Here is a 24,168-nt window from a genome sequence, read left to right on the forward strand (position 1 = left end):
CGGCGTGAAAGACTGCCATTCGTCCTTCCCCTGACAGCACCGAGGAGTCCCCACCGATGTCGATCACCCCGCGCTCAGGCTCCTCCTACTTCCTCTCCCACGGCGGATACGAGGCGTCGATCTCCAGCATCGGGGCGACACTGCGCGAGCTCACGCACCACGGCAGGCACCTCGTGCACGGCTTCGACATGGACGAAGTGCGGCCGGCGTACAAGGGGGCGACGCTCGCACCGTGGCCGAACCGCATCATCGACGGCCGCTACCGCATCGACGGCCAGGAGTTGCAGCTCCCGCTCTCCGAGCCGAAGCGCGGGCACGCGCTCCACGGGCTCGCCCTCTGGCTCGACTTCCAGCCGGAAGACGTCGGCACCGACTTCGTGCTCCTCGCCGCCACGATCGAGCCGCAGACCGGCTACCCGTTCCGCGTCGAGGTCCGCACGAGGTACCAGATCGGCGAGGACGGCCTCACGACCACCATCGAGCTGCGCAATGTGGGCGTCGGAACCGCCCCGGCTGGCGCATCCACCCACTCCTACCTCGTCGCAGGCGAAGGGCAGATCGACGACTGGACGCTGCAGTCGCCGGCGCAGAAGCTCATGCACGCGCACGGCGCGCGCCTGCTCCCCGGCTCCGTCGTCTCCGTCGAGGAAGTCGCCGGGGCGTTCGACTACCGCGAGGCGCGACGCATCGGCGAGATGGAGATCGACCACGCCTTCACCGACGTCTTCGGCGACAGCACCACCGCCACGGTGACCCTCACCACCGCTGACGGCACGGGGGTCGGCATGACCTGGGGCACGGATGCGCCGTGGGTGCAGGTCTTCACGAGCGACCAGCCCGGCATCGACTGGGACCGCCAGGCCGTCGCGGTCGAGCCCATGACCTGTGCGCCAGACGCCTTCAACTCGGGCCTCGACCTCGCCTGGCTCGAACCAGGCGAGAAGCTCGAGACGTCGCAGCGGATCTTCGCGATCTAGAGAGCCGCGAGGAACGCCAGCGTCAGGACGCTAGAGCGTCACGACCCCGATCGAGGCGATGAGAGCGTGGTCCTGCTCGAGGTGGGGGAGCATCGCCGCGCCGTCGAGCGGGTGGCTCTCGCCCACCGCCACGCGAGCCTGAGGGACGCGCTCGAGCAGCGAGCTGCGGAACGCCGCCGCCACGTGCGGCGACGAGAACACGTTGCCGATCGCGCGGACCTGCACCTCGTCACGCGACCCCGGCAGGCCGACGCGCGCGAGCCCGGCAGCGACCGAGGCCGCGAGCTGCGAGCCAGCAGCCGCGAGGATCTCGGCGGCCACCGCATCCGTCTCCGCGAGGTCGCCCACCGACCTCGCGAACGAGGCGATGTGCCGCACCTTCCCCTCGTTGGTCTGCAGCGACACGTACATGCTGGGGAGATCAGGGTGGTGAGCCAGCACGACCTCGGTCAGTGCCGTCTCGGGGCCGCGACCGTCGAACGCGCGCATGACCGCATCCAGTGCCGCACGGCCGATCCAGTAGCCGGAGCCGGCATCACCGACGAGGTAGCCCCAGCCATCCACCTGCGCGAGCCGCTCTTCCCCGACGGCCAGCGTGACCACGCCGGTGCCAGCCGCCACGACCGCGCCCAGCTCAGAACCGAGCGCCCCAAGGAACGCCGAGATCGAGTCGTGCGCGATGAACACCCTCGCGACCCCGAACGGCTCCACCAGCAGGGCGAGCTCATCCGCGACGGTCTGCGCGTGCGTCACACCGGACACGCCGCCAGACACCGTGACGCCCGTCAGGCCGGACTCCCGCAGCGACTGCTCGACGACGCTCGCGAGCTGCGGCGCCAGCGGCAGGTCGGTGCGGATCGCGGCGAAGGAGCGCACCTCGCCCGCGTCGATCTGCGAGCGGATGCCGCTCTGACCGGCATCGATGGCAAGAACGGGTGCTGGGGAGAACGTCGTCGTCATATACCGAATCGTATTGCAGTCAGGCGACAACGCCCTCCCACTCCGGGGAGAGGTGCCCGAGCCGGAAGCACGCCAAGAGTCTTAGGGTGATGGCATGACGACACCGAGCCAGTGGAACGGGCAGCAGCGACCGGACGGCCAACCGAACTCGCCGCAGAACTTCGCGGCGAATGCCGGGCAGGGCACCCCCGACTATGGAACGCCGCCAAGCGGCCCACCTTCCTCCTACAACGGGTCCGGCCAGGCGGCTCAGGGGCAGCAGCAGGCGTACGGGCAGCAAGCCCAACAGCCCGCCGGCTACCAGCAGCCGGCAGGCGGGGAGTACCAGCAGCCGGGCGCCTACCAGCAGCCAGGGGCCTACTCGCAGCCCCGGGCCTACTCGCAGCCCGGGAACACCCCACCGCGTCGGGTGCTCACCTTCTCGACGCTCCGCGAAGAGCTCTCATTCGCGACCAATCGCTTCGGCATGATCTCCCTCGCGAGTGCGCTCGGCGGGTGGCTCCTCACGACTCTGCTCTCCTTCATCATGAGCGCCGTCGCGCGGACCGGGAGCTTTGAGATCTACGCAGTCCTGAACCCGGTGCTGACCATCCTGCAGATCCTGAGCGCGGCCGCAGCCATCGTCTTCGGAGTGCTCGCGTTGCGTGCCAGCGGATGGCGCAACATGCCAGCCTCGGTGGGCTCCGTCCTGGGTGTCGTCATGATCGTCCCAGCGATCTTCTACTTCCTCTTCGGGCTGATTCCGTACTCCTACTGATCAGCATCCGGGCAAGTTCTTGTAGGGGTCCGCAGAAGGACAGCGCGTTTCGTCGTACTAAGCTCACACGTTGGCTGCGGAAAACGCGGCCGTGCGTGGTCGAGCCGGCCCGTGCATCCAGTCGATGAATGAGGCGAGAGTTCTGAACGTTCCAGCGAGCCCCCACCCCAAGTCAACAGCCGGTCACGTCGTGCCGCCGGCGGATGCCAGGTCCTGGCTGCTCGTCCCGGCATCCAGGCCGGAAGCGTTCGATGCCGCAGCGGAGTCCCGCGCCGACGTCGTCATCCTCGACATCGAAGATGCCGTCGACCCGAAGCACAAGGCCGCCGCACGCGCCGATGTCATCTCCTGGCTCAAGGCCGGCAACTCCGCCTGGGTTCGCATCAACGACACCCTCTCCGACTTCTGGGCCGACGACGTCGACGAGCTCGCGGGCGTCCCCGGACTCCTCGGGGTCGTGCTCGCCAAGACCGAGCAGGCCGAGCAGGTCGTCAACACGTACCAACGACTCGGCGCGCGCATCCCCGTCGTGCCGCTCATCGAATCGGCACTCGGACTCGAGGAAGCCACGAACATCGCCCGCGCCGACGGTTCCTTCCGTCTTGCCTTCGGCAGCGGTGACTTCCGTCGCGACACCGGCATGTGGGCGACCCGCGAGGCCATGGCCTACGCCCGCTCGCGCCTCACCGTCTCGTCCAAGGCGGCAGGCCTGCCCGGCCCCGTCGACGGACCGACCACCGATGAGAGCCTCCGCGTCCTGCGCAACGAGTCCGAGTGGACGCTCGAGCACGGCATGACCGGCAAGCTCTGCCTCCGCCTCGAGCAGACCGCCGTCGTCAACGAGGTCATCTGCCCGCAGACGAGCGACATCCTCTGGGCCCGCGAGTTCCTCGCAGACTTCGACGCTGCTGGCGGCGTCGTCCGTGACGGCAGCGACCTGCCCCGCCTCGGCCGCGCGCGCAAGATCCTACGCCTCGCCGAGGCCTTCGGCATCACCGTCGAGGTCTAGTCGCACCCGACCGACAGCTCGACCGAAGGCCTGCGGGCCGCCTGCCCCTCGTTCGCCGGTGGGGTGGCGGCCCGTTCGCTGTTCCCAGGAGAGTGTGGATGCGCGCTCGCTAGAGTCGGCACGTCAGATTCCCGAGCGAGGAGCAATCTTGGTCACCACTCTCAGCGTCGGCGACAGCGCCCCCGACTTTGCGCTCACCGACCAGCACGGCGAGATCATCCGGCTCAGTGACCTCACCGGGTCGCCCGTCGTCGTCTACTTCTACCCGAAGGCGGGCACGACCAAGTGCACGCAGCAGGCGTGCGACTTCCGCGACAACTTCGACGCCCTGAGTGGCGCTGGCGTCACCGTGCTCGGCATCTCACTGGACCAGCCGCGAGAACTCGCGATCTTCGGCGAGGAGCAGCAGGTTCCGTACTCGCTGCTCAGCGATTCCGGGGCGACCGCGATGGAGTGGGGCGCGTGGGGCGAGCGTCCCGTCGCCGGCATCGCGGGCACCGGCGTGATCCGCTCGAGCTTCATCGTCGACGCAGCGGGCAAGCTGTCGTACGTGGCCTACGACGTCGACCCCGATGGGCACGTGCAGGCGCTTCGCTCGCAGCTCGGCGTCTGACGACGGAGGACGACACAGCGGGGCAACCAGCCGTAACGGTCGGTCACGCCGCGCGGGGGTGGCCCTCGCGTGCGTGACAATCGGAGACACATCCACTGTCTCGAGGACCACATGACCGACACCGCCATCGCCTCCACCTCTGTGCTCGACAACCCCGCCTGGCACTCGCTGACCGGTGCTCACGCGCACCTCGCGATCGGCGGGGACCTCGTGAAGCGATACCCGGCGGACGTATCGCCGTTCCTCGGTGTGCGCTCCTGGGATGAGCCGCACGTGTGGGACGCGATCGCCGAGCTCCTGGGATCGGGGGCCGAGCTCGCGATCTCGCACGCAGACCCGGAGGTTCCGTCCGGATGGGCGCAGACCTGGCGCGGAGAAGGTGTGCAGCTCGTGCAGACGCCGCGCCTGCAGACCAAGCCGGACGAGGAGGTCGTCGAACTCGGTGCCGACGACGCCGATGACATGCTGGCGCTCGTCGAGCGGAACCAGCCAGGTCCGTTCCTCCCGCGCACGTACGTGATGGGGCGCTACATCGGCATCCGCCGCGACGGGAAGCTCGTCGCCATGGCGGGTGAGCGGCTCCACCCGGCTGCATGGACTGAGATCAGCGCCGTCGCCACGGACGCCGACTACCGACGCCAGGGCCTCGCCTCCCGCCTCGTGCTCGACGTGGCCTTCCACATCCAGGAACGCGGCGACCAGGCCCTCATGCACGCCGCGGCCAGCAACACGGGCGCCATCACCGCCTACGAGAAGCTCGGCTTCGAGCTGCGCCGCGCCACCCCGTTCACGGGCGTGCGCGTTCCCTGAGCGGCCCTGGGCTGAGCCCTTCGGCCTCGCTACTCGTCGTCGGCAGGCGGGGGTGGGAACGCGCGGCCCTGGGGGAGCGCGATCGCCTCGCTCACCACATGCTCGCGCAGGTATTCGCGCAGGTACGGCGTCGTGAACTGCACACGGCCGTAGCCCGCCGGTTCGATGATGCCGGCGTTGATGAGACGCTGCCGGTATACACCGACGTAGCCTGCCTTCGCGCGCATCCGCTGGCGGATCTCGCTCGAGAGCGATGGACCGTCGTCGCTCGCCATCGCGGCGAGGTAGGTGCGGTCGCCGACGGACAGGGCCGCGAGCGTCGGCTCGTAGATGTACTGGCCCATCGCCTGCCGCGCGAGGCGGACAGCGCGACGCGTGTGCTGAAGGTCGATGCGCTCGGCGCCGCCGGCCTCCTGCCACGACTTCGAGCCGATGAACTGCACGAGGAACGGGTACCCCTGCGTGCCCCGCACGGCGTAGTCGAGCGCCTCGTCGTCGATGCTGCGACCCCCGCCGACGATGGGTTCCGAGAGCGCTCGTGCTGAGGCCTCGTAGCTGAGCTGCCCGAGCTCCTGAACGTGCGCGCGGCGGAGGAACGTGAGCATCCGGTCGCTGCGCAGCTCGTTGATGTTCGGCTTGAGGCCAGCCCCGACGAAGGCCACGTCAAGGCCTTCGCGGAAGGCATGCTGCACCACCGTCGTGATCTCGCGGAGGTCGTCGATGGCACCTCGGTGGATCTCGTCGACCGTGATGAGGACGCCGGTGCCGTTCGGCGCGAGGAGGCCCGTGAGTGCCGTCAGCTGCGATCGCAGGTTGGCGACTGGCCTGTGCCGGTCTTCGACGGTCGAGATGAACCCGCCGGAGCTCATCGGCAGCGTGACTCCTGTGATGCGCCGCTTGCTGGCCCGCGGGTCGTGCTCGGCGAGCAGCTTCGGGAGGGCCTCGGTGGTGATGCGTTCCGCGAGTCCCTTGGTGGCCGTCTCGGAGATGACGAGCCAGCCGCGCGACACTGCGATGTCCTCGAGCGCGTTGAGCATGACGGTCTTGCCCACCCCGCGCAGACCGGTGACGAGGGTCGCCCGCCCCACCTCCCCGGGAGTGCCGTCGATCGCCGCCTCGAAGGAGGCCAGCATCGCAGACCGCCCGACGAGCAGCGGTGGCGTGACCCCGAAGGACGGCGTGAACGGGTTCGGGGGCGCGGATGCTCCTCCCGCTTGCTTCGGCACCGGACCGCGACTTCCGGTCAGGCCGAGGGCTCGGACGTGCCCGCCTCGACTTCGCCCGCGAACACCTCGCCGTCGATCTCGACCTCGTCGGTGTCGTCGAACCGGATCTCGAGCACGAGCGTGTGGTCGTCACCGCGGGCGATGATCTCGCCGGTGCCGCTCACACCCGCCAGCTCTCCGGTGCCCGAGTCGGGCACGATGTGGAGCAGCCCGCCGCCCGCGGCCGGACGGCCCCTCGCGACCGTGTTCGCGTGCCAGAAGGCGAGCGTGCCCGACTTGCCGGCGATCGTGCCCTCGAAGGCGTCGATCGCGACGTAGGTGCCGGACCCGTGCTTCTCGTTGAAGGCACCCGCGAAGAGCACTTCGCTGCGCCCCTCGATGTCACCCCCCGAGATGGCACGGACGATGAACGCACCCCCGAGCGGGGCTGCGGTCTCGATGCCGACGGCACGGCCGTTCGCATCCCAGGCTTCGATCGTGAAAGAGCTCTCTACGCGCATGCCATGAGGATACGACGCAGCACCGACAAAGCGGCGGGAGCCGCGGGGGTCAGTCGAGAGCGAGGAAGGTGCGAAGCCGCTCGGCAGAATCGGCGACCGCCACCGAGCCCGCTTCCTCACCCAGGCGTCCGTACCCCCAGGACACGTAGACGGCGGGCACGCCGTGCTCCGCTGACCCCTGGACGTCGTAGAAGCGGTCGCCGATCATGAGCACGTTGCTGAGGTCGACGCCCGCGACGTCGAGCCGCCTGAGCGCCTCTTCGATGACGTCGGCCTTCGCCGAGCGCACCTCGTCGTCCGAGGCTCCCGTGATCGTGAGGAACTGGTCGGCGACGCCGTAGCTGTCCAGGATGACCGCCGCGGAGCTCTCCGGCTTGCTCGTCGCCGTCGACTGCGGGATACCCGCCGCGTGCACGTCGCGGATGACCTGCAGGATACCCGGGTACGGGTCGCCGATGAACGAATCCGACTCGCGGTAGATGGTGCGGTAGCGCTCGGTGGCCTCGATCGGGTCGAGCCCGTAGGCGGCGAACGTCTCGTGGATGGGCGGGCCGACGTGCTTCAGCAGCTCGGCGTCTCCGGGAATCGGGAGGCCGTAGCTCGAGAGCACGGCGCGCAGGCTGTTGAGGATGCCGGGCGCCGAGTCGCTGATGGTGCCGTCGAGATCCCAGAGGACAGCCGTGTACGGGGCGATGCCGGTTCCGCGCTCGAGGTCGACCCGTCGCGTTCCCGGCGTCGCTGCCGGCTGGACGACCTCGGTCGACTGGGGTGCGGTGGGGACCGGACCGGTCATTTCAGTGGAGCTTGTGTGCGTCATGTCCGAGCCAGTGTAGTGAGAAGCACCCGAGCGCAAGGCGACAGACAGCTGAACGGCCGGGGTGGCCCGTCAGAACAGGCGCATGTGGCGTGGGTCGACGCCGCGCATCTCGTCGTAGTCGAGGATGACGCAGCGGATGCCGCGGTCCTCAGCCAGCGTGCGGGCCTGCGGGGCGATCTCCTGCGCCGCGAACACACCGGAGACGGGGGCGAGCAGCGGGTCGCGATTCATGAGCTCGAGGTAGCGCGTGAGCTGCTCGACGCCGTCGATGCCACCGCGTCGCTTGATCTCCACGGCCACGGATGCGCCGGTCTCGTCACGCGCGAGGATGTCGACGGGACCGATGGCCGTCATGTACTCGCGGCGCACAAGCGCGTGCCCCTCACCGAGCAGTTCGATCTGGTCGGCGAGCAGCTTCTGCAGGTGCGCCTCGACCCCGTCCTTCTCGAGCCCCGGGTCCTTGCCGAGATCGTGCGAATGGTCGCTGAAGACCTCGCCGATCGTGACGAGCAGCTGGTCGCCGGTCTTCGTCTGCGTGACCCGCCAGAGCGCCGTGACGCCGGCGTCGGCCTGGGTCGCATCCGGTGCCTCTTCGACGATCGAGCAGGGCGCGCTCATCCAGTTCAACGGCTTGTAGCTGCCCCCGTCGGAGTGCACGAGGAGGCTGCCGTCAGCTTTGCGCATGAGCACGCGAGGGGCCATGGGCAGGTGGGCGGTGAGGCGGCCGATGTAATCGACGCTGCAGTTCGCAATGACAAGACGCACCCGTCGAGGGTAGTCGTTCGAGACGCGACGTACGGCCACGCGCGCCGGTGTCCGGCAGGGACCGGAGTGACGGCATTCAGGCGCCGACGGACCAAGAAGCCGGCCGACACCGGGCCGCGATATCCGGCTTTCCCGCGCTGGTACGGTGATGATCGGAAGGCAGCCCTCAGCCTGGGCGGGGAGGTTCATCGTGGCGGATGCAGATCGTGAGACCTGCGATGCGGTCGTCGCGGACCTCCGCCGACTGCGAGCCGAGTCGGGCAGCATGCCCTTCGCGGAGATCGCCTCGCGCATCCAGGCCAACCGTCGCAGCGCTGGCTCCGATGCGTCGGGTCCAGCCCGGACCACGGTGTTCGAGGCCTTCCGACCCGGCAGATCTCGGCTCGACGCGCGACTCATCGGCGAGATCGTGGAAGTGCTGGGTGCCCCGCCAGCGACGATCCCCGAGTGGGTCGCCAGGGCTGGCGGCGCCATCGCGTCGGCACACGCCGAACTGGCGGTGCAGGGGACGAGAGCGGAGGGGCCGGATGCCGTCCCGCCCGAGGCCGAGGAGTCCCAGCCGGCAGGCGAGCAGCTGAGCGGACGGCCCCTGGCCGTGGGCACCGCACCTGGCACGCAGACCGCCAGCGACGCGCGCACGCGCCGACAGCTCGGGCCGCGGCAGATCATCCTCATCATCTCGGCGAGCATCCTGCTGAACCTCGCCGGCCATCTCATCGTCAACTTCCTGCGCCTGCCCCTGTTCTTCGACATGATCGGGACAGCGGTCACGGCCATCGTCGTCGGCCCGTGGGCTGGCGTCGCCGTCGCGATCGTCACCAACACCGGCGGTGTGTGGCTCAGCGGACCCCACTCGATCTGGTTCTCGCTCGTGAACCTCGTCGGCGCTCTCGTCTGGGGTTACGGGGCGCGCCGCTTCGGCATGGCGTCGACGCTCCCTCGCTACTTCATCCTGACGATCCTCGTCGCGCTGTCGTGCTCTGCGGTCGCGGTTCCGCTCCTGCTCAGCCTGTTCCACGGCGGAGTGGGCCATGCCGGGGAGAGCATCGTCTGGACGCTGCAGATGCTGGGGCAGCCCCAGGGCCTCGCCGTGCTGGGGTCGAACCTCGTCAACTCGCTGGCGGACAAGCTCATCACGGGATTCGTCGCACTCGTCGCCGTCTCGTCGATCGCTGCACGGTGGGTGATCCCCGGGATCGGCGACCGATTGCGTCGACCGCTCGCAGACGCGCCGGAGGGCGCGGCCTAGCTCTTCGCTCCCGACAGGGCGAGCACCCCGCCGAGCCCGATCATCATGGCCCCGCCCGTTGCGGACATGCCCGAGATGCGCTTCGGCGACTTCGCGAACCACGCGCGGGCCGTTCCGGCGGTGAGCGCCCACGTGCCGTCGAAGATGAGGGCGAGCAGCAGGAAGCAGAGGCCGAGCTCGAGGAGCTGCGTCCAGGCCGGACCGGCGCCCGGCGACACGAACTGCGGCAGCACCGCCACGAAGAACGCGATCGTCTTGGGGTTCGTGCTGCCGACGATGAAGCCCTGCCGGAGGAGCCTGACGGCGCTCGCGGGTCGGGGAGCCTCCGCGGTCAGATGCGCGTTGCGGTTCCGGATCGCCTGCACACCGAGCCACACGAGGTAGACGGCGCCGACGATCTTGATGATCGTGAACGCGAGCACCGACGACGCGACAAGCGCCCCCACGCCGAGGGCCACGGCGAGGACCGCCGGGATCATGCCGATCGCGTTGCCGACCACGCTCAGCACGCCCGCACGGCGACCGAGCGCGATCGACCTCCCGATGACGAAGAGCACGCTCGGTCCCGGGATCAGGATGAGCAGCACCGACGCGACAGCGAAGGCGAGCAGGCTTTCGAATGGGACCATGACGCGAACCTAGCGCCCGCCGCAGCGGCGCGCGAGCACTTCTCGCGCTGGGGGCAGGAACAGCTACCTGGCCGCTCCCGGCACCAGCCACTTCGTTCCGCGCTCGCGGGCGCCCAGCACAAGGGCGCGTGCGCCCATCGTGCCGACGGCGTAGGACGCCCAGAGCAGTCCGAGCCCCGCGGCTCCCTGCATCCCGAGCGGCAGCACGATCGCGACCCCTGCGACGAGCACGAGCAGCGGAGGGATGCCGGCGAGGGCGAGATAGCGCACGTCGCCAGCCCCGATGAGGATGCCGTCGAGCACGTAGACGAATCCGGCAATCGGCGTGCCGGCGGCGAGGATGAGGAGCCCGATGGGCAGGAGCGCCAAGACCGCCGGGTCGCTCGTGAACACGTACCCGAGCACCCACGCGAGGGCCGCGAAGACGACCGCGAGGATCACGCCGAACCAGAAGCCCCACTGCTTGAGGCGGCGAGAGATCGCCGTCACCTTCTTGATCTCGCCCGCGCCCAGCGCGTGGCCGACCATGGCCTGGCCGGCGATCGCCAGCGCGTCGAGGGTGAACGCGATGAGGCTGTTGATCGAGAGCAGGATCTGCAGTGACGCGAGCTCCGCCACCCCCTGCTGGCCGGCTGCCCAGACCAGCACCACGAGCGACGCGCGCAGCGTGAGGGTGCGGAGCACCATGAACGCGTTGGCCGAGAACACGATGCGCGGGTCGCCGATGCCGGGCCGCAGAGAGACGCCGAGCTCCCGGCCCGCCCGGATCGCGATGACGATGTAGACGATGGCCATGCCCCACTGCGCGATGACCGTGCCGATCGCCGAGCCTGCGATGCCCCAGCCGAAGCCGTAGATGAAGACCGCGTTGAGCGCCGCGTTGACGGCGAAGCCCGCGATGGCGACGACGAGCGGCACCTTCGTGTTCTGCAGCCCGCGCAGAAGGCCCATGGCGGCGATCACGAGCAGCATCGCCGGGAGGCCCCACAGGCTGAGCGACAGGTAGGTGTTCGCCGCCTCGATGACGCCGGGGTCACTCGTGAAGACGCCGACGAGGGGCGCGCTCAGCGGCAGGCCGACCACCAGGAGCACGAGGCCGCAGAAGGCGGCAAGCCACATCCCCTCGATGCCGGCGCGGATCGCCCCCGGCCGGTCGCCTGAGCCGAGCAGACGAGCCACGACGGGAGTCGTCGTATAGGCGAGGAAGACCATGATGCCGACGACCGTGTGCAGGATCGTCGCGGCGACGCCGAGGCCGGCGAGGGCGGTGTCGCCCAGGTGGCCGACGAGGGCCGTATCGGTGAGGAGGAAGAGCGGCTCCGCGACGAGTGCTCCGAACGCGGGCACTGCGAGCGTCAGGATGCTGCGGTCGAGGGTGCGAGCGTCGGTGCGGTCACGCGGGGAGGGGCCGTCGGATGCGCGCACCAGGTCATTGTCGCAGAGCGTCGGCAAGCCGACCGCGCTACCTGTTCGCCCTGAGATGATCCCAGCGTCAGTGTCGGTGGTGTGTCCTAGCCTGAGAGGCATGTCACAGACGGACGACCTCGCCTCCACCGCTCCCGCATCCGAGCAGCTCCCCTCGGGCATCGACCTGGAGGCGCTCGACGCCTCGGTCCGCCCCGCCGACGACCTGTTCCGGCACACCAACGGCAAGTGGATCGCCGCCACGGAAGTGCCCGCGTACCTGCCGGCCTACGGCAGCTTCATCCAGCTGCGCGAAGACGCCGAGAAGGCGGTCCTCGACATCCTCGAGAGCGGCAAGGACGCCGAGCCGGGTTCAGAGCTCCGCAAGGCCGCCGACGCCTACGCGGCGTTCATGGATGAGGAGAAGCTCGAGGCCCTCGGCTTCGACCCGGTCCGCCCCGACATCGACCGCGCCCTCGCCGCCTCCTCGATCAACGAGTTCCTCGCCGTGCTCGGCGACCTCGAGCGCACGGGCCTCGGCTCCTTCGTGTCGGCGTACGTCTACCCCGACCTCAAGTCGCCCGCCGAGTACGCCCTCTACTTCGAGCAGTCCGGCCTCGGCCTGCCGGATGAGAGCTACTACCGCGAGGAGCAGTACGCGGAGATCCGCGAGCAGTACCGGGCGCACATCGCCCGCATGCTCGGCCTCGCCGGTCTCCCCGACGCGGAGGAGCGCGCCGCGCGGGTCTTCGCTCTCGAGACCGAGATCGCGGGGCTCCACTGGGACGTCGTGAAGTCGCGCGAAGCGGAACTCGCCTACAATCCGCGCACCTTCGACGAGCTCAGCGCCGCCTACTCCAACGTCGACTTCGCCGACTGGACGGGCCGCTGGGGTGCACCCGCCGGGGCCCTCGACCGCGTCATCGTGCGTCAGCCCGACTTCTTCGAGGGCGTTGCCGGCCTCCTCACCGAAGATCGCCTCGAGGCCTGGCGCGACTGGCTCGTCTGGGGCATCGCATCCCAGTACTCGGGCATCCTCGCCCCCTCGACCTCCGCAGCCAACTTCGAGTTCTACGGCAAGACCCTCCAGGGCACGCCGGAGCAGCGGGAGCGCTGGAAGCGCGGCACGGGCCACGCCGAAGGCAAGCTGGCGGAGGCCATCGGCAAGGCATATGTCGAGCGGCACTTCTCGCCGACCGCGAAGGCCAAGATGCTCGAACTCGTCGGGTACCTCACCGGCGCGTACCGCGCATCCATCACCGAACTCGAGTGGATGAGCCCCGAGACGCGTCAGCGCGCCCTCGACAAGCTCGAGAAGTTCGTCACGAAGATCGGCTACCCCGACCGGTGGCGCGACTACTCCGACCTCGAGATCAAGGACGACGACGTCGTCGGCAACTCGCGCCGCGCATCCGTCTACGAGGCCGCCTACGAGTTCGCGAAGCTCGGCACCCCTGTTCGGCGCGACGAGTGGATGATGCCACCGCAGACCGTCAACGCCTACTACTCGCCGGGCGAGAACGAGATCGTCTTCCCAGCCGCCATCCTGCAGCTGCCGTTCTTCGACGAGCACCGTGACCCCGCCGCGAACTTCGGCGCGATCGGTGCCGTCATCGGCCACGAGATCGGGCACGGCTTCGACGACCAGGGCTCGAAGTACGACGGAGACGGCCGCCTCGAGGACTGGTGGACCGCCGACGACCGCGTCGCGTTCGAGCAGCGCACGCGCGCCCTCATCGACCAGTACAACGAGCTCTCCCCGGAGGGCACCGAAGGTCAGAAGGTCAACGGCGAGCTCACGATCGGTGAGAACATCGGCGACCTCGGCGGACTCGGCATCGCCTGGAAGGCGTACCGCGCCTACCGCGCCCACGCTGGCTTCAGCCCAGACGACGAAGACACCATCGACGGCCTCACCGCCGCGCAGCGATTCTTCCTCAGCTGGGCGCAGGCCTGGCAGCAGAAGGCTCGGCCCGAATACGCCAAGCTGCTGCTCGCCGTCGACCCGCACTCGCCGGCCGAATTCCGCTGCAACCAGATCGTGCGCAACGTGGATGCCTTCTACGACGCGTTCGACGTCACCGAGAACGACGCCCTCTGGCTCGCCCCGGAGGCACGCGTCACCATCTGGTAGCAGGCCCAGGCGGCCCACGCCTCGACAAGGACACCCCTCGTGACGGAGCCGACTCCATCGCGAGGGGTGTCCTCGTCCCCGCGCGTACCTCGCCGACGAGGGGTTACTCGACGCCGTTCGGCGTCCAGATGTCACCGACCTTCGACAGCATGACCAGCGCCCCGGAGCCCAGGTAGGTGGATGCGACAGCATCGCCCGCGCACAGGTCCACCGAGTCCGCCGCGTACACCGCCGACGAGGTGATGCGGTCTTCTGCATCACCGAAGAGCAGCGCGAACGAGCCGTCGGCGACGGGAAGCGTGCCATCGGCCAGCTCGAAATTGCCCGCGTCGATGCCGGTGCTCTCGGCGAGCGTGTCGACCGTGTCAGCAGGGCAGGCGATGACGGCGCCAGTCGCACCGCTTGGCAGGAGCGCCCCGAAATCGAGCGTCCCACCCATCTCGTTCTCCGTCAGCGCGTCCGCAATCGCCGTGCCCGGCGCCTGCATCCCCTCATCAGGCGCGACGTCGCCATCCTGCCCGCCGCCCGCGCATCCGCTGAGCGCCAGCAGCGCAGTCAGGGCAGCGGCGGCAGTGAGCAGTTTCGAACGGTGATCGCGGAGCATTCGCAAGGGTTCCCATCGACGGAGCGTGCACCTGGCCGTCGGCTCGGAACGCTCGCCGCGGGTTCCGACGAGGCGCGGCGCCCGAGCTTGCCAGCGCCCGACGATTGTCCCTCGCGAGTTCGAGGATGAGCGTCAGCCGGTCCGCGTGGCCGTGCATTCGGCGGTCGAGCCGCTGCACCCGTCATCTCGGTCGCCGGCTGCGCTTTCGGGCTGGCAGAGTCACCTCGTTGAGGGAAACTTCCCACAAGACAGAGAGTTTCCCATCCCGAGTCGCGCCCGCGTCCGGTATGGGCATGGCACCGGAACGAAGATCGACGCGAGGACCGGGGCCTCGAGTCCGGGGCAGGCCGAAGGGCCGCGGAACGGGTCACCCGAGCCAGGGCGCGGGCAGAGGCTTCGGTGCTAGGACGTGTGGACGGGGCACTCGAGGGCCCCATCGTCTTCCGCGTCGGCGACGCGGGGAAGCGGCGTCGGGAGAGCGGGTGCTGCGGGCGTCTTCGGGGCTGCGCGCTCGACGGTGATGCCGAACAGCAGCTCGATGGCGTCGAGGTACTCGTCGCCGCGGCCGGCACGGGCGAGCTCCTTGGCGCGCACTGACGGGCTGTGCAGGAGCGTGTTCGCGAGGCGACGCAGGGCGGCTTCGGCGACCCCGGCATCGTCCTTGCTGGCAACGCGCTCGGTCTCTGCGCGTGCGATGTCGGTGATGTGCGAGCGGAGCGCGGCGATGCCCTCGGCAACGCTCGTCTCGGCCTGCTGCTCGACGAACTCGCTGGCGGCGCGCGAGACGATGCAGCGGGCTTCATCTGCTGCGCCGAGCTCCTCGAGGGGAGCGTGGATGCGGATGGTCTCGAGGTCGAGCACCGAGACGCCGTCGAGGCGCCCGACGGCCGGGTCGACGTTTCGGGGCATGCCGAGGTCGATGATGAGCGTCGACTCGGCGCAGCCGGGCGCGAGGCGGGCTCCGAGTATGAGGTCGTAGTCGATGACCACCGTGTCGGCAGTTGAGCAGGTGACGACGAGGTCGGCGTTCGACAGGTACTCGGGGAGGTTCTCGCGGTCGATGACGAAGACCCCGTCTCGCTCCGCGAACTTGTGGGCGCGGTTCGAGGGGGAGTAGACACCGACGCGCGTGACGCCGCGGTCCTGGAGCGCCTTCAAGGAGGCGGCGGCGTACGAGCCGGTGCCGACGAGCACAACCTGCGCTGTGCTCCAGTCAGCGATCTGAGACGCCGCGAGCTCGAGGGAGAGGCGAACCAGCGAGCGGCCGGCGCTCTGCAGCTTCGTGCCCGACTTGATGCCGCGCGACGTGGTGGACGCCGACTGGAAGAGGCGCTCGAGCTGGGAGGTCGACATTCCGGCGGCGCGCGATTCCTCGAGCGCTCGGCGAACCTGGCCGGAGATCTCGCCCTCGCCGACGACGACGGATTCGAGGCCGCTCGAGACTGCGAAGAGGTACTCGGGCACCTGGGTGTCGTGGATGACGGCCATGTTGGCGCGGAGCGTCTCGACCGAGACGTCGAGTGCCGATGCGATGGTCGGCATGAGCTCCGGGGCGACGGGCTGGGCCGTGTCGATGTCGAGGTAGATCTCGAAGCGGTTGCAGGTGGCCAGCACGATGGCTCCGTCGACACCGGGGGCGCCGCGGAGCGCGGACTCTAGTTCGCCGTCCTCGCGGGCCGCGAGCTTTTCAAGAACTGGGAAGCTCGCGGTGCGGTGATTGGCACTCAGACACAGCAACACGATTACTTATTGTAGAAGTTCTTGGCGCATCCGCTTCTGAGCCATACCTTCCCTTAATCTGCTTGCGGTCCGGGAATAGGTCGAGATGCGCGCGGTGGCAGGCTGTGTTCCCCGCTCGAGTGCCGGGTAGAGAATGGTGTGGTGACCGAGACAGCTCCCGCACCCCTCCCACTCAGCGATTCGCACCCCCTCTCTTCCGGCCTCACGGCCGACGCGCCGCTCATCCGGGCGGCACGCGGCGAGCGCCCCGAGACGCTGCCGGTGTGGTTCATGCGGCAGGCGGGGCGTTCGCTGCCGGAGTACCGCGAGCTGCGCACGGGGATCGAGATGCTCGATTCCTGCCTCCGCCCGGAGCTCGCCGCGGAGATCACGCTGCAGCCCGTGCGCAGGCACGGTGTCGACGCGGCGGTCTTCTTCAGCGACATCGTGGTGCCGCTCAAGCTCATCGGCGAGGCCGTCGACATCGTGCCGGGCACGGGCCCGGTCTTCGAGAACCCGGTGCGGACCTCGAAGGAGGCGCACGAGTTCGCGGCCCGCGTTCGGGAGCGCATCAGTCCGGAGCTGTTCGCTCCCATCTCGGACGCGGTGTCCCTAACGGTCGCGGAACTCGGCGCGACCCCGCTCATCGGCTTCGCAGGCGCCCCGTTCACGGTCGCCGCGTACGTCGTCGAGGGCGGCCCGTCGAAGGACCATCTCCGCACACGCACGCTCATGCAGGCGGACCCCGAGGCGTGGGCTGACCTCTCCGGCGCGATCGCCGAGCTCTCCGCCGCCTTCCTGGAGGCGCAGGTCCGGGCTGGCGCGAGCATCGTGCAGCTGTTCGACTCCTGGGCGGGGTCGCTGAGCCGCGACCGGTACCAGACGTCGATCGCCGCCTCGAGCGGGCTCGCGCTCGAGCGCGTGAAAGCCCTGCGGACCCCCGGCGGTGAGCGTGTTCGCACCATCCACTTCGGCGTCGGCACGGCCGAGCTGCTGCCGGACATGCACGCGATCGGCGCCGATGTCATGGGTGTCGACGACCGCATCACTCTGGATGCGGCCTCGCGTCGACTCGGAGGCAACGTGCCGCTGCAGGGCAATGTCGACCCAGCCGTGCTCGGCGCGGGTGACGCGGTGCTCCAGGCGCACGTGCGCGACGTGGTCCGACGCGGCAACTCCGCGCCAGCCCACATCCTCAACCTCGGCCACGGGGTCCCCCCTTCGGCAGACCCTGCCGTCCTGACCGGACTCGTGGAGTTCGCGCACTCCTTGCCGAATGGCGGTCGGGTCGAGTGAACCAGCGACACCCGGCGCAGCCCGAACTCCTCGTCATCGGCGGAGGCATCGCCGGGATGCTCGCCGCGAGGCGCGCCGCGAGCCGCGGCGTCCGGGTGCTTCTGGTCGAGGCCCGAGACCAGCTCGGCGGAATGATCCGCCGTGCCCACCTCGGCGACCTGCCGATCGACATCGGCGCTGAGGCGTTCGCGACGAAGGGTGGCGCCTTCGCGGCACTCCTCCAGGAGCTCGGGATGCTCGACGACGTCGCCGAACCGCGCGCGCTCGGATCCTGGGTGGTGACAGACGGCACGGCCGCGCCCATGCCGGCGGGGGGACTTCTCGGGATTCCCGGCGAGGCGTCGCTGCTCGACGCCGAGGCTCGGGCGGCCGTGCACGCGGCGGTCGGAGACGCAGGCATCGCCGAGCTCGAGCGCGATCGGCGGCTCGATCCGGAGATCGGTGCCGACGCGCGCAACCTCGAGGCGCTGGTCCTCGCCCGCATGGGGCCGATCGTGCTCGGACGGCTCGTGGCGCCGGTCACTCGCGGCGTCTACTCGCTCGACCCTTCGGACCTCGACCACCGAGTGCTCGTCCCCGGCCTCGCCGATCGCCTCCTCGAGCACGGCTCGCTCGCAGGCGCCGTCGCAGCGCTGCGCAAGAGCGCGCCCCCGGGTGCTGCCGTGCGCACCGTCACAGGCGGGATGCACCGGGTCGTGGCGCTGCTCGAGCGCGAGCTCGCCGAGCTCGGCGTCGAGGTGCGCCTCGGCACGCGCGTCGTGGTCATGCGGGAGCACGCGGGGCTGTCTTCCGGCGACGAGTCCTGGAGCGTGGAGCTCGAAGACGGGGCGAGCGTGCTGGTGCAGCGCATTCTGTCGACGGTCGCCGTCCCGACATCGGAGCCGGCGTCACCGGGCGAACGCCCCGTGCCGGCCGAGGTCGTCGCCCTGCTCGTCCGCGCCCCGCAGCTCGATGCCCGACCGCGTGGAACCGGAGTGCTCGTCGGCGACCCGAGCACGAGCATCCGCGCGAAGGCGCTTACCCACGTCACTGCGAAGTGGGCCTGGCAGGAGGCGGCGGCAGGCGCGGGGATGCACGTGCTCCGCCTCTCGTACGGCCCCGAGGTGAGCGGGGGAGCCGAGCCGCTCACCGGTGGACTCGACGACGATCAGCTTCTCGCCCTCGCCTGCGCCGACGCCGGTCGCCTGCTCGGAACCGCCATCGCCGCCGACGATGTCGTGGCCATGGCGAGGCAGGTGTGGCATCTTCCAGCTCCTGCGGCACGGCTCGGCCGCGCTGAGACGCTGCGCGGCGCACGCTCGGCGGCGGAGGCGTCGGTCGGTCTCGCGCTCGCGGGCACCTGGATCGACGGCACGGGGCTTGCGAGCGTCGTGCCCGGTGTGCTCCGTGCGGTCGACGGGCTGTTCCCCGCGGACGCACAGGCTTAGCGCGAGTTGAGATGCCGAGCGGGGCTAGGCTTGATTCGTGGCTTCACAGCGCCCGATCGACCGGTCGCGGGCGCACCGGCGAACGATAGGAGTTTTCATGAAGAAGTTCGTGTTTGTGCTTGGCCTCGGTGCCGGGTACGTCCTCGGGGCTCGCGCGGGACGCAAGCGCTATGAGCAGATCTCCTCGGTCGCGCACACGGTCTGGGACACCAAGCTCGTCCGCGCCAAGCGCGCCGAGGTCGACGAGATCTCCCGCAAGCTCGCTCCGAAGGTCGCAGACGCGGCCGTCAGCGGCGCGAAGCTCGTGACCGCGCAGGTCACGAAGGCGGTCAAGGACAACGGCAAGAAGGGCTCCTCCTCGAAGTCGAAGCCACCGGCCCCCACCGGCACGGTCGGCAACCCGAGCAGCGACGCATCCTAACCAGCACTCCCAGCAGAGAGCGACACACTCATGTCTGAGTCGTCAGAAAAGACGCCGATCCGCGGGCCCTTCCCCGGCATCGGCCGCACGAGGGCCAACCCGAAGTCGAGGGCGAGCCTCGGCACGCTCGTGACCGACGTCCCCAAGCTCCTCACGAAGCTCGTGCGCGACGAGGTCGAGCAGGGCAAGCGGGAGCTCATCTCGACGGGCACGAAGTACGGCATCGCGGTCGGCCTGTTCGCCGCCGCGGCGTTCTTCGCGCTCACCCTGTGGGCAGTGCTCGTGACCGCTGCCGTCCTCGGGCTCAACACGGTCTTCGCGCCGTGGCTCTCCGCGCTCATCGTGGCAGGCGCGTTCCTGCTGCTCGTCATCGTGCTCGGCCTCGCCGGCTACGTCGCGCTCAAGCGCGCGGGCAAGCTCGCGCCGGAGCGAACGATCGCCAGCGTCAAGCAGGATGTCAACGCAGTGAAGGGGCTCGGACAGTATGAGTGAGCAGAACGGCGAGGCGACCCTCGCGAAGAAGGAAGACAAGCGCAATGACGGCCAGCTGAAGGCCGATATCGAGAAGACCCGGCGAGAGCTGGCGGCGACGCTCGACGCGATCGAGGTGAAGGTCGACCCGCGCATCCGCGGTCGCGAGCTCCTCAACTCCACGCGGCACAGCATCCAGCGCCTGAAGGAAGACAATCCGCTGCTGCTCGCGGGTCTCGCGACCGGTGCAGCGGTTGCCGTGGCCGGCGGCATCACGGCCGCCGTCACGCTGTACCGCCGCTCGCGCTGAGCTGCCCGGCGCTCGTCACGCGCACCCCGAATCATTCCTCGACATTTCGTAGAATAGGACCATGACCCACTCGAACGAGGTCCCGGCTTACGCGGCCGAGCCCAACGCAACGTCAGCAGTCCCCGCAGAGCAGGCAGAGCAGGCCGCTCCAGAAGCGCATGCGGGCAACGAAGAGCAGGGTGGGGGCACGACGCTCACGGAGTACACGATGATCTCCGTGTTCCGTCGCGAGACCCTCAACGAGCTCGTGCTCTCAGGGCGAGACGCCATCAAGGCCGTCGACGAGCTCGATGGCATCGTGGCCGAGCTCGCAGAGAACGGCGTCAAGGTTCGCGGCTTCTACGACGTCTCCGGGTTCCGACACGACGGCGAGCTCATGGTGTGGCTGCACGGCGAGGCGCCGGAGAGCCTGCAGTGGGGTCTTCGACAGATCCGCCGCAGCGAGCTCATCGCACCGCTGACCCCGTCGTGGCAGATCGTGGGCGTGCATCGTGCGGCGGAGTTCAGCGCACGCCACATGCCCGCGTACATGCTTGGCAAGGAGCCGCGCCAGTGGGTCACCGTGTACCCGTTCGTGCGCTCCTACGAGTGGTACCTGCTTCCAGAGGATGAGCGTCGCCAGATGCTCGCCGAGCACGGGCGCGCAGGCTCGTCCTACACGTCGACGCTCACCAACACGGTCGCGGCCTTCGGCATCAGCGACTACGAGTGGCTGCTCGCCCTCGAGGACGACAACCTGCTCAACCTCGTCGACATGATGCGCGATCTGCGCCAGACGGACGCTCGGCGGCACGTGCGCGAAGAGGTGCCGTTCTACACGGGTCGCTTCGTGCAGACCTCCGAGATCGTCGAGGTGCTGCAGTGACCGACGTCGCCCCGCGGCAGACCGGCGAGCGCACTCCCGGACGCAAGCCCAACCCCGCGACGTTCACGCGCGTCGAGGTCAACGCGGCCGTCAGCGCAGCCTCCGACGCCGCCAGGTTCGGGCCGGAGCACACGACCGAGCCCGTCGCGTACGACGGCATCCTGCTCGCCTCCTTCGGCGGACCTGAGGGGCAGGACGAGGTCATCCCGTTCCTGCGCAACGTCACGGCCGGTCGCGGCATCCCGGACGAGCGCCTCGAGGAGGTGGCCCACCACTACCGCCACTACGGCGGCGTGAGTCCCATCAACGAGCAGAACCGCCAGCTGAAGGCGTCCATCGAGCGAGAGCTCGAGCGCCGCGGCATCGACCTGCCCGTCTTCTGGGGCAATCGCAACTCCGAACCGTACTTCAACGACGTGCTCCTCGATGCCCGCGAGGCGGGCTGCTCGACGCTCATCGCGATCGCCACGAGTGCCTACTCGTCGTTCTCGAGCTGCCGCCAGTACCGCGAGGACTTCGCGGATGCGCTCGAGGACTCGGGCCTCGGCGGTCAGCTGACCATCGACAAGGTGCGCGCCTTCTTCGACCACCCCGGATTCGTGGCGCCCTTCATCGAGGGTGTCCGCGACGCGGTGCTCAGCCTCGCGCAGGAGCACAGCGAACTCGACCTCGCCACCGAGGTCGAGGTGCTCTTCACGACGCACTCGGTGCCCATGGCAGACGCCGAGAACTCGGGCCCTCCCGGCGCCGGCTTCGGCGAGAGCGGCGCGTACGCAGCTCAGCACCTCGCTGTCGCCGAGGTCGTCGCCCTTGCGGCGCAGCAGGAGCTCATCGAGGACACCACGCTCGCCGGCCGGGTGCCGGAGCAGCTCTCCTGGCAGCTCGTCTACCAGTCGCGCTCCGGACCGCCCTCGCAGCCCTGGCTCGAACCCGACATCAACGACGTCATCGAGGAGCTGCCCTCGAAGGGCGTCAAGGCGGTTGTCGTCGTGCCGATCGGCTTCGTCTCCGACCACATGGAGGTGCTCTGGGACCTCGACAACGAGGCGAAGGACTCCGCGGCGGATGCGGGACTCGCGTTCCGCAGGACCCCCACGCCCGGCATCCACGCCAAGTACGTCGAGGGCCTCGTCGACCTCGTCCTCGAACGTCGCGACGCGATCCCCGTCGGAGAGCGCCCGGCGATGACCACCATCGGCCCCTGGTTCGACGTGTGCCGCCCCGGCTGCTGCGCGAACAAGCGCCTCGGCTTCAAGCCGGCGGTGTCCGGACTCCTGCCGTGACGCTCCGGATCGGCACGAGGGGCAGCGCCCTGGCGGTCGCGCAGACCTCGACCATGGCGCGGGAGCTCGAACGCATCACGGGCGAGCCGACCGAGCTCGTGCGCGTGACGACACACGGCGACGTGACCCGCGCGGCGCTGTCGTCGCTCGGCGGCACGGGCGTGTTCGCGAGTGAACTCCGCGACGCACTCCTCGCAGGTGAATGCGACCTCGTCGTCCACTCCCTGAAGGACCTCCCGACGGCCAAGGCCCCCGGCCTCACCGTTGCCGCCTACCCGGTGCGGGAAGACCAGCGCGACGCGCTCTGCTCGCTCGGTGGCGCATCCGGTCTCACCCTCGAGCAGCTGCCGCACGGCGCGAAGGTCGGCACCGGCTCGCCACGTCGCGTGGCGCAGCTGCTGACGCTGCGGCCAGACCTCGAGATCCGCGACATCAGAGGCAACGTCGAGCGGCGACTCCGCTTCGTGACCGACGGTGAGCTCGACGCCGTGGTGCTCGCAGCGGCGGGCCTGGAGCGCCTCGGGTTCGCAGCGGCGATCACCGAGCGCTTCGACCTCGAGACCTTCCCGAACGCCCCAGGCCAGGGATGCCTCGGCATCGAAGTTCGCGACGGCGAAACTCCTGCCGGCGTCTCCCAGCTCGATGACCCGACGGCGCGCGCTGCGGTCCTCGTCGAACGCGGCATTCTCGCGACACTCGAGGCCGGTTGCGCCGCCCCCGTCGGCGCCTCCGCGCGATACGCCGACGGAAAGCTCGAGGCGTGGGCTACCGTGTATGCAGTAGACGGATCTTCGCGGGTGTCCAGCAGACGTGCCGTGGAGGTCTCCGACCCCCGCGCACTCGACGCCGCCCAGGCAGAACTGGTCACGCTCATCTCGACGGACCTCTTCGATCAGGGTGCGCTCGCGCTGATGGCCTGAACGGAGGAGCCACGATGGATGCACCGCTGAAGGGCTGGAAGATCCTCGTTCCCCGTGGAGGCGTCTGGGGCGGCGACGTGGCCGAAGCTGTTCGGGCCCGCTCCGCCTTCCCGATCACTGCCCCCCTCATCAACTTCGCGAGCCCCAACGAGAGCGACTCGAGGGTGCTTGCCGAGAAGATCCGACTGCTCGAGAGCGGTCACTACAACTGGGTGGCCGTCACGAGCGCCACCGCAGCGGACGTCATGCACTCGCTTGGCGTGAAGGTGCCGGACCACACGCTCATCGCAGCGGTGGGGGAGACGACGGCCGCGTCGCTCACGACGGCTGGCTACCGAGTCGACTTCGTCCCCACGCACGACAACTCCGCGAAAGGCCTGCTGCTCGAGTGGACCGAGGCGGCGCGCCACCAACCTCCCATCTCCGTGCTCTGGCTGCGTTCGGAGGTCGCACGTCCCACGCTTGCTGAGGGGCTCGCGAGGCGCGGGCACCTCGTCGACTCGGTCGTCGCGTACCGCACGGTGGGCGTGCCCGCCGCGGAGAGCATCCAGTACGACATCCGCAACAGCCGGATCCGAGCGATCCTGGTGACGAGCGGATCCGTGGCCGAGCAGGTCGACAAGCAGTTCTCGCCCATCCCCGACGAGATCTACATCGCCGCGATCGGCCCGCGCACCGCGAAGGACGCCAGGCAGCTCGGCCTCCGCGTCGACGTCGTGGCGAAGCAGCGCTCGGTCGCGTCGCTGCTCGACGGCCTCGAGTGGCTCGCGAGCGGCAGCGACATGCCAGTGACCGAGGCGATCGATCTCAAGGCGGTCCGGGCGTTCGAGGCCGAGCTGCAGGCAGAGCACGACAACCAGCCCGTGCCGAAGGAAGACATCCCCGCGCTCGACGAGGGTCGCGGTCAGACTCCCGGCGACCGCTGAGCTGCTCGATCGCAGCACGGCGCCGGAATCGGAATGAAGGCAGGGTCGGATCGCGGTCGCGAAGCCGACGCTGAAC

25 protein-coding genes are annotated in these 24,168 nt (G+C 69.5%); 16 read left to right on the forward strand and 9 right to left on the reverse strand.

The window, feature by feature from the left end; translation table 11 throughout:
- Positions 1 to 56: 56 nt before the first annotated feature.
- Entirely contained in the window at positions 57 to 977 is a 921-nt protein-coding gene (locus tag ABVF28_RS05570) for an aldose 1-epimerase family protein (RefSeq protein ID WP_371029766.1), read from the forward strand.
- Between the two features lie 30 nt (positions 978 to 1,007).
- Here the strand turns inward: ABVF28_RS05570 and ABVF28_RS05575 are convergent, their stop codons facing one another.
- Positions 1,008 to 1,937 carry an N-acetylglucosamine kinase gene (locus tag ABVF28_RS05575; protein ID WP_104310813.1) on the reverse strand — a complete coding sequence of 310 codons (930 nt, stop codon included), beginning with the start codon at positions 1,935 to 1,937 and terminating at the stop codon, positions 1,008 to 1,010.
- Positions 1,938 to 2,031: 94 nt separating this feature from the next.
- Between ABVF28_RS05575 and ABVF28_RS05580 the strand changes: the two genes are divergently transcribed.
- The 4 genes from ABVF28_RS05580 (at position 2,032) to ABVF28_RS05595 (ending at position 5,126) form a co-directional block, all read left to right on the forward strand.
- Positions 2,032 to 2,694, forward strand: coding sequence for a hypothetical protein (locus tag ABVF28_RS05580; RefSeq protein WP_371029767.1), 663 nt, complete (start codon positions 2,032 to 2,034; stop codon positions 2,692 to 2,694).
- Positions 2,695 to 2,818: 124 nt separating this feature from the next.
- The gene (locus ABVF28_RS05585) at positions 2,819 to 3,703 is read left to right on the forward strand and encodes a CoA ester lyase (RefSeq protein WP_179557040.1); all 885 of its coding nucleotides are present in this window, start codon (positions 2,819 to 2,821) and stop codon (positions 3,701 to 3,703) included.
- A gap of 148 nt (positions 3,704 to 3,851) precedes the next feature.
- Positions 3,852 to 4,316 (forward strand): peroxiredoxin, encoded by a 465-nt coding sequence (locus ABVF28_RS05590; protein ID WP_104310815.1) that lies wholly within the window; start codon positions 3,852 to 3,854, stop codon positions 4,314 to 4,316.
- 111 nt (positions 4,317 to 4,427) lie between these two features.
- On the forward strand, positions 4,428 to 5,126 hold the full coding sequence (locus ABVF28_RS05595) for a GNAT family N-acetyltransferase (protein ID WP_371029768.1): 699 nt from the start codon (positions 4,428 to 4,430) through the stop codon (positions 5,124 to 5,126).
- Positions 5,127 to 5,155: 29 nt separating this feature from the next.
- On the opposite strand, the gene ABVF28_RS05600 is transcribed toward ABVF28_RS05595, so the two are convergent.
- From ABVF28_RS05600 to nucS, 4 genes are all read right to left on the reverse strand, one after another.
- Entirely contained in the window at positions 5,156 to 6,352 is a 1,197-nt protein-coding gene (locus tag ABVF28_RS05600; protein ID WP_211891225.1) for an ATP-binding protein, read from the reverse strand.
- A 17-nt stretch (positions 6,353 to 6,369) separates the two neighbouring features.
- Complete coding sequence (locus tag ABVF28_RS05605) at positions 6,370 to 6,852, reverse strand: DUF3224 domain-containing protein (protein ID WP_104310817.1); 483 nt, start codon at positions 6,850 to 6,852, stop codon at positions 6,370 to 6,372.
- Positions 6,853 to 6,901: 49 nt separating this feature from the next.
- A complete protein-coding gene (locus ABVF28_RS05610) occupies positions 6,902 to 7,669 on the reverse strand; it encodes an HAD hydrolase-like protein (RefSeq protein WP_371029769.1) in 768 nt (255 codons plus the stop codon).
- A 69-nt stretch (positions 7,670 to 7,738) separates the two neighbouring features.
- Positions 7,739 to 8,434 (reverse strand): endonuclease NucS, encoded by a 696-nt coding sequence (nucS, locus tag ABVF28_RS05615; RefSeq protein ID WP_179555454.1) that lies wholly within the window; start codon positions 8,432 to 8,434, stop codon positions 7,739 to 7,741.
- 190 nt (positions 8,435 to 8,624) lie between these two features.
- Between nucS and ABVF28_RS05620 the strand changes: the two genes are divergently transcribed.
- Positions 8,625 to 9,683 carry a hypothetical protein gene (locus ABVF28_RS05620; protein ID WP_371029770.1) on the forward strand — a complete coding sequence of 353 codons (1,059 nt, stop codon included), beginning with the start codon at positions 8,625 to 8,627 and terminating at the stop codon, positions 9,681 to 9,683.
- Here ABVF28_RS05620 and ABVF28_RS05625 read toward each other — a convergent pair.
- Together ABVF28_RS05625 and ABVF28_RS05630 are read right to left on the reverse strand one after the other, a co-directional pair.
- A complete protein-coding gene (locus ABVF28_RS05625) occupies positions 9,680 to 10,312 on the reverse strand; it encodes a LysE family translocator (RefSeq protein WP_104310821.1) in 633 nt (210 codons plus the stop codon). The genes ABVF28_RS05620 and ABVF28_RS05625 overlap by 4 nt on opposite strands.
- 63 nt (positions 10,313 to 10,375) lie before the next feature.
- A complete protein-coding gene (locus ABVF28_RS05630) occupies positions 10,376 to 11,737 on the reverse strand; it encodes an MATE family efflux transporter (protein WP_258067927.1) in 1,362 nt (453 codons plus the stop codon).
- Positions 11,738 to 11,837: 100 nt separating this feature from the next.
- Here ABVF28_RS05630 and ABVF28_RS05635 point away from each other — a divergent pair, with 100 nt between their 5' ends.
- On the forward strand, positions 11,838 to 13,850 hold the full coding sequence (locus ABVF28_RS05635) for a M13 family metallopeptidase (protein ID WP_371029771.1): 2,013 nt from the start codon (positions 11,838 to 11,840) through the stop codon (positions 13,848 to 13,850).
- A gap of 103 nt (positions 13,851 to 13,953) precedes the next feature.
- Here the strand turns inward: ABVF28_RS05635 and ABVF28_RS05640 are convergent, their stop codons facing one another.
- Together ABVF28_RS05640 and ABVF28_RS05645 are read right to left on the reverse strand one after the other, a co-directional pair.
- Positions 13,954 to 14,454, reverse strand: coding sequence for a hypothetical protein (locus tag ABVF28_RS05640; RefSeq protein WP_179555450.1), 501 nt, complete (start codon positions 14,452 to 14,454; stop codon positions 13,954 to 13,956).
- Between the two features lie 402 nt (positions 14,455 to 14,856).
- Positions 14,857 to 16,194, reverse strand: a complete 1,338-nt coding sequence (locus ABVF28_RS05645; RefSeq protein ID WP_371029772.1) for a glutamyl-tRNA reductase — start codon at positions 16,192 to 16,194, stop codon at positions 14,857 to 14,859.
- 141 nt (positions 16,195 to 16,335) lie between these two features.
- Between ABVF28_RS05645 and hemE the strand changes: the two genes are divergently transcribed.
- The 9 genes from hemE (at position 16,336) to ABVF28_RS05690 (ending at position 24,092) form a co-directional block, all read left to right on the forward strand.
- A complete protein-coding gene (hemE, locus tag ABVF28_RS05650) occupies positions 16,336 to 17,469 on the forward strand; it encodes a uroporphyrinogen decarboxylase (RefSeq protein ID WP_371029773.1) in 1,134 nt (377 codons plus the stop codon).
- Positions 17,466 to 18,896, forward strand: coding sequence for an NAD(P)/FAD-dependent oxidoreductase (locus ABVF28_RS05655; protein ID WP_371029774.1), 1,431 nt, complete (start codon positions 17,466 to 17,468; stop codon positions 18,894 to 18,896). The genes hemE and ABVF28_RS05655 overlap by 4 nt, the downstream gene beginning before the upstream one ends.
- A 97-nt stretch (positions 18,897 to 18,993) precedes the next feature.
- Positions 18,994 to 19,317 carry a hypothetical protein gene (locus ABVF28_RS05660; RefSeq protein WP_104310827.1) on the forward strand — a complete coding sequence of 108 codons (324 nt, stop codon included), beginning with the start codon at positions 18,994 to 18,996 and terminating at the stop codon, positions 19,315 to 19,317.
- Positions 19,318 to 19,347: 30 nt separating this feature from the next.
- Entirely contained in the window at positions 19,348 to 19,809 is a 462-nt protein-coding gene (locus ABVF28_RS05665; RefSeq protein WP_104310828.1) for a phage holin family protein, read from the forward strand.
- A complete protein-coding gene (locus ABVF28_RS05670) occupies positions 19,802 to 20,098 on the forward strand; it encodes a DUF3618 domain-containing protein (protein ID WP_371029775.1) in 297 nt (98 codons plus the stop codon). Before ABVF28_RS05665 ends, ABVF28_RS05670 begins: the two co-directional genes overlap by 8 nt.
- 61 nt (positions 20,099 to 20,159) lie before the next feature.
- Positions 20,160 to 20,963 carry a hydrogen peroxide-dependent heme synthase gene (gene hemQ, locus ABVF28_RS05675; protein ID WP_371029776.1) on the forward strand — a complete coding sequence of 268 codons (804 nt, stop codon included), beginning with the start codon at positions 20,160 to 20,162 and terminating at the stop codon, positions 20,961 to 20,963.
- Complete coding sequence (locus ABVF28_RS05680; protein WP_211891221.1) at positions 20,960 to 22,246, forward strand: ferrochelatase; 1,287 nt, start codon at positions 20,960 to 20,962, stop codon at positions 22,244 to 22,246. Before hemQ ends, ABVF28_RS05680 begins: the two co-directional genes overlap by 4 nt.
- Positions 22,243 to 23,166 (forward strand): hydroxymethylbilane synthase, encoded by a 924-nt coding sequence (hemC, locus tag ABVF28_RS05685; RefSeq protein WP_308807208.1) that lies wholly within the window; start codon positions 22,243 to 22,245, stop codon positions 23,164 to 23,166. Before ABVF28_RS05680 ends, hemC begins: the two co-directional genes overlap by 4 nt.
- 14 nt (positions 23,167 to 23,180) lie before the next feature.
- Positions 23,181 to 24,092, forward strand: coding sequence for a uroporphyrinogen-III synthase (locus ABVF28_RS05690; protein ID WP_371029777.1), 912 nt, complete (start codon positions 23,181 to 23,183; stop codon positions 24,090 to 24,092).
- Positions 24,093 to 24,168: the final 76 nt, after the last annotated feature.

Source organism: Pseudoclavibacter sp. JSM 162008 (assembly GCF_041366455.1).
Taxonomy (GTDB): domain Bacteria; phylum Actinomycetota; class Actinomycetes; order Actinomycetales; family Microbacteriaceae; genus Pseudoclavibacter.

Excerpts from the sequence above, each read along its gene's own strand:
- ABVF28_RS05570 (WP_371029766.1), top strand. The coding sequence starts at position 57 with ATGTCGATCACCCCGCGCTCAGGCTCCTCCTACTTCCTCTCCCACGGC.
- ABVF28_RS05575 (WP_104310813.1), bottom strand. The coding sequence starts at position 1,937 with ATGACGACGACGTTCTCCCCAGCACCCGTTCTTGCCATCGATGCCGGT.
- ABVF28_RS05580 (WP_371029767.1), top strand. The coding sequence starts at position 2,032 with ATGACGACACCGAGCCAGTGGAACGGGCAGCAGCGACCGGACGGCCAA.
- ABVF28_RS05585 (WP_179557040.1), top strand. The coding sequence starts at position 2,819 with ATGAATGAGGCGAGAGTTCTGAACGTTCCAGCGAGCCCCCACCCCAAG.
- ABVF28_RS05595 (WP_371029768.1), top strand. The coding sequence starts at position 4,428 with ATGACCGACACCGCCATCGCCTCCACCTCTGTGCTCGACAACCCCGCC.
- ABVF28_RS05605 (WP_104310817.1), bottom strand. The coding sequence starts at position 6,852 with ATGCGCGTAGAGAGCTCTTTCACGATCGAAGCCTGGGATGCGAACGGC.
- ABVF28_RS05610 (WP_371029769.1), bottom strand. The coding sequence starts at position 7,669 with ATGACGCACACAAGCTCCACTGAAATGACCGGTCCGGTCCCCACCGCA.
- ABVF28_RS05625 (WP_104310821.1), bottom strand. The coding sequence starts at position 10,312 with ATGGTCCCATTCGAAAGCCTGCTCGCCTTCGCTGTCGCGTCGGTGCTG.
- ABVF28_RS05635 (WP_371029771.1), top strand. The coding sequence starts at position 11,838 with ATGTCACAGACGGACGACCTCGCCTCCACCGCTCCCGCATCCGAGCAG.
- ABVF28_RS05640 (WP_179555450.1), bottom strand. The coding sequence starts at position 14,454 with ATGCTCCGCGATCACCGTTCGAAACTGCTCACTGCCGCCGCTGCCCTG.
- ABVF28_RS05660 (WP_104310827.1), top strand. The coding sequence starts at position 18,994 with ATGAAGAAGTTCGTGTTTGTGCTTGGCCTCGGTGCCGGGTACGTCCTC.
- ABVF28_RS05665 (WP_104310828.1), top strand. The coding sequence starts at position 19,348 with ATGTCTGAGTCGTCAGAAAAGACGCCGATCCGCGGGCCCTTCCCCGGC.
- ABVF28_RS05670 (WP_371029775.1), top strand. The coding sequence starts at position 19,802 with ATGAGTGAGCAGAACGGCGAGGCGACCCTCGCGAAGAAGGAAGACAAG.
- hemQ (WP_371029776.1), top strand. The coding sequence starts at position 20,160 with ATGACCCACTCGAACGAGGTCCCGGCTTACGCGGCCGAGCCCAACGCA.
- ABVF28_RS05690 (WP_371029777.1), top strand. The coding sequence starts at position 23,181 with ATGGATGCACCGCTGAAGGGCTGGAAGATCCTCGTTCCCCGTGGAGGC.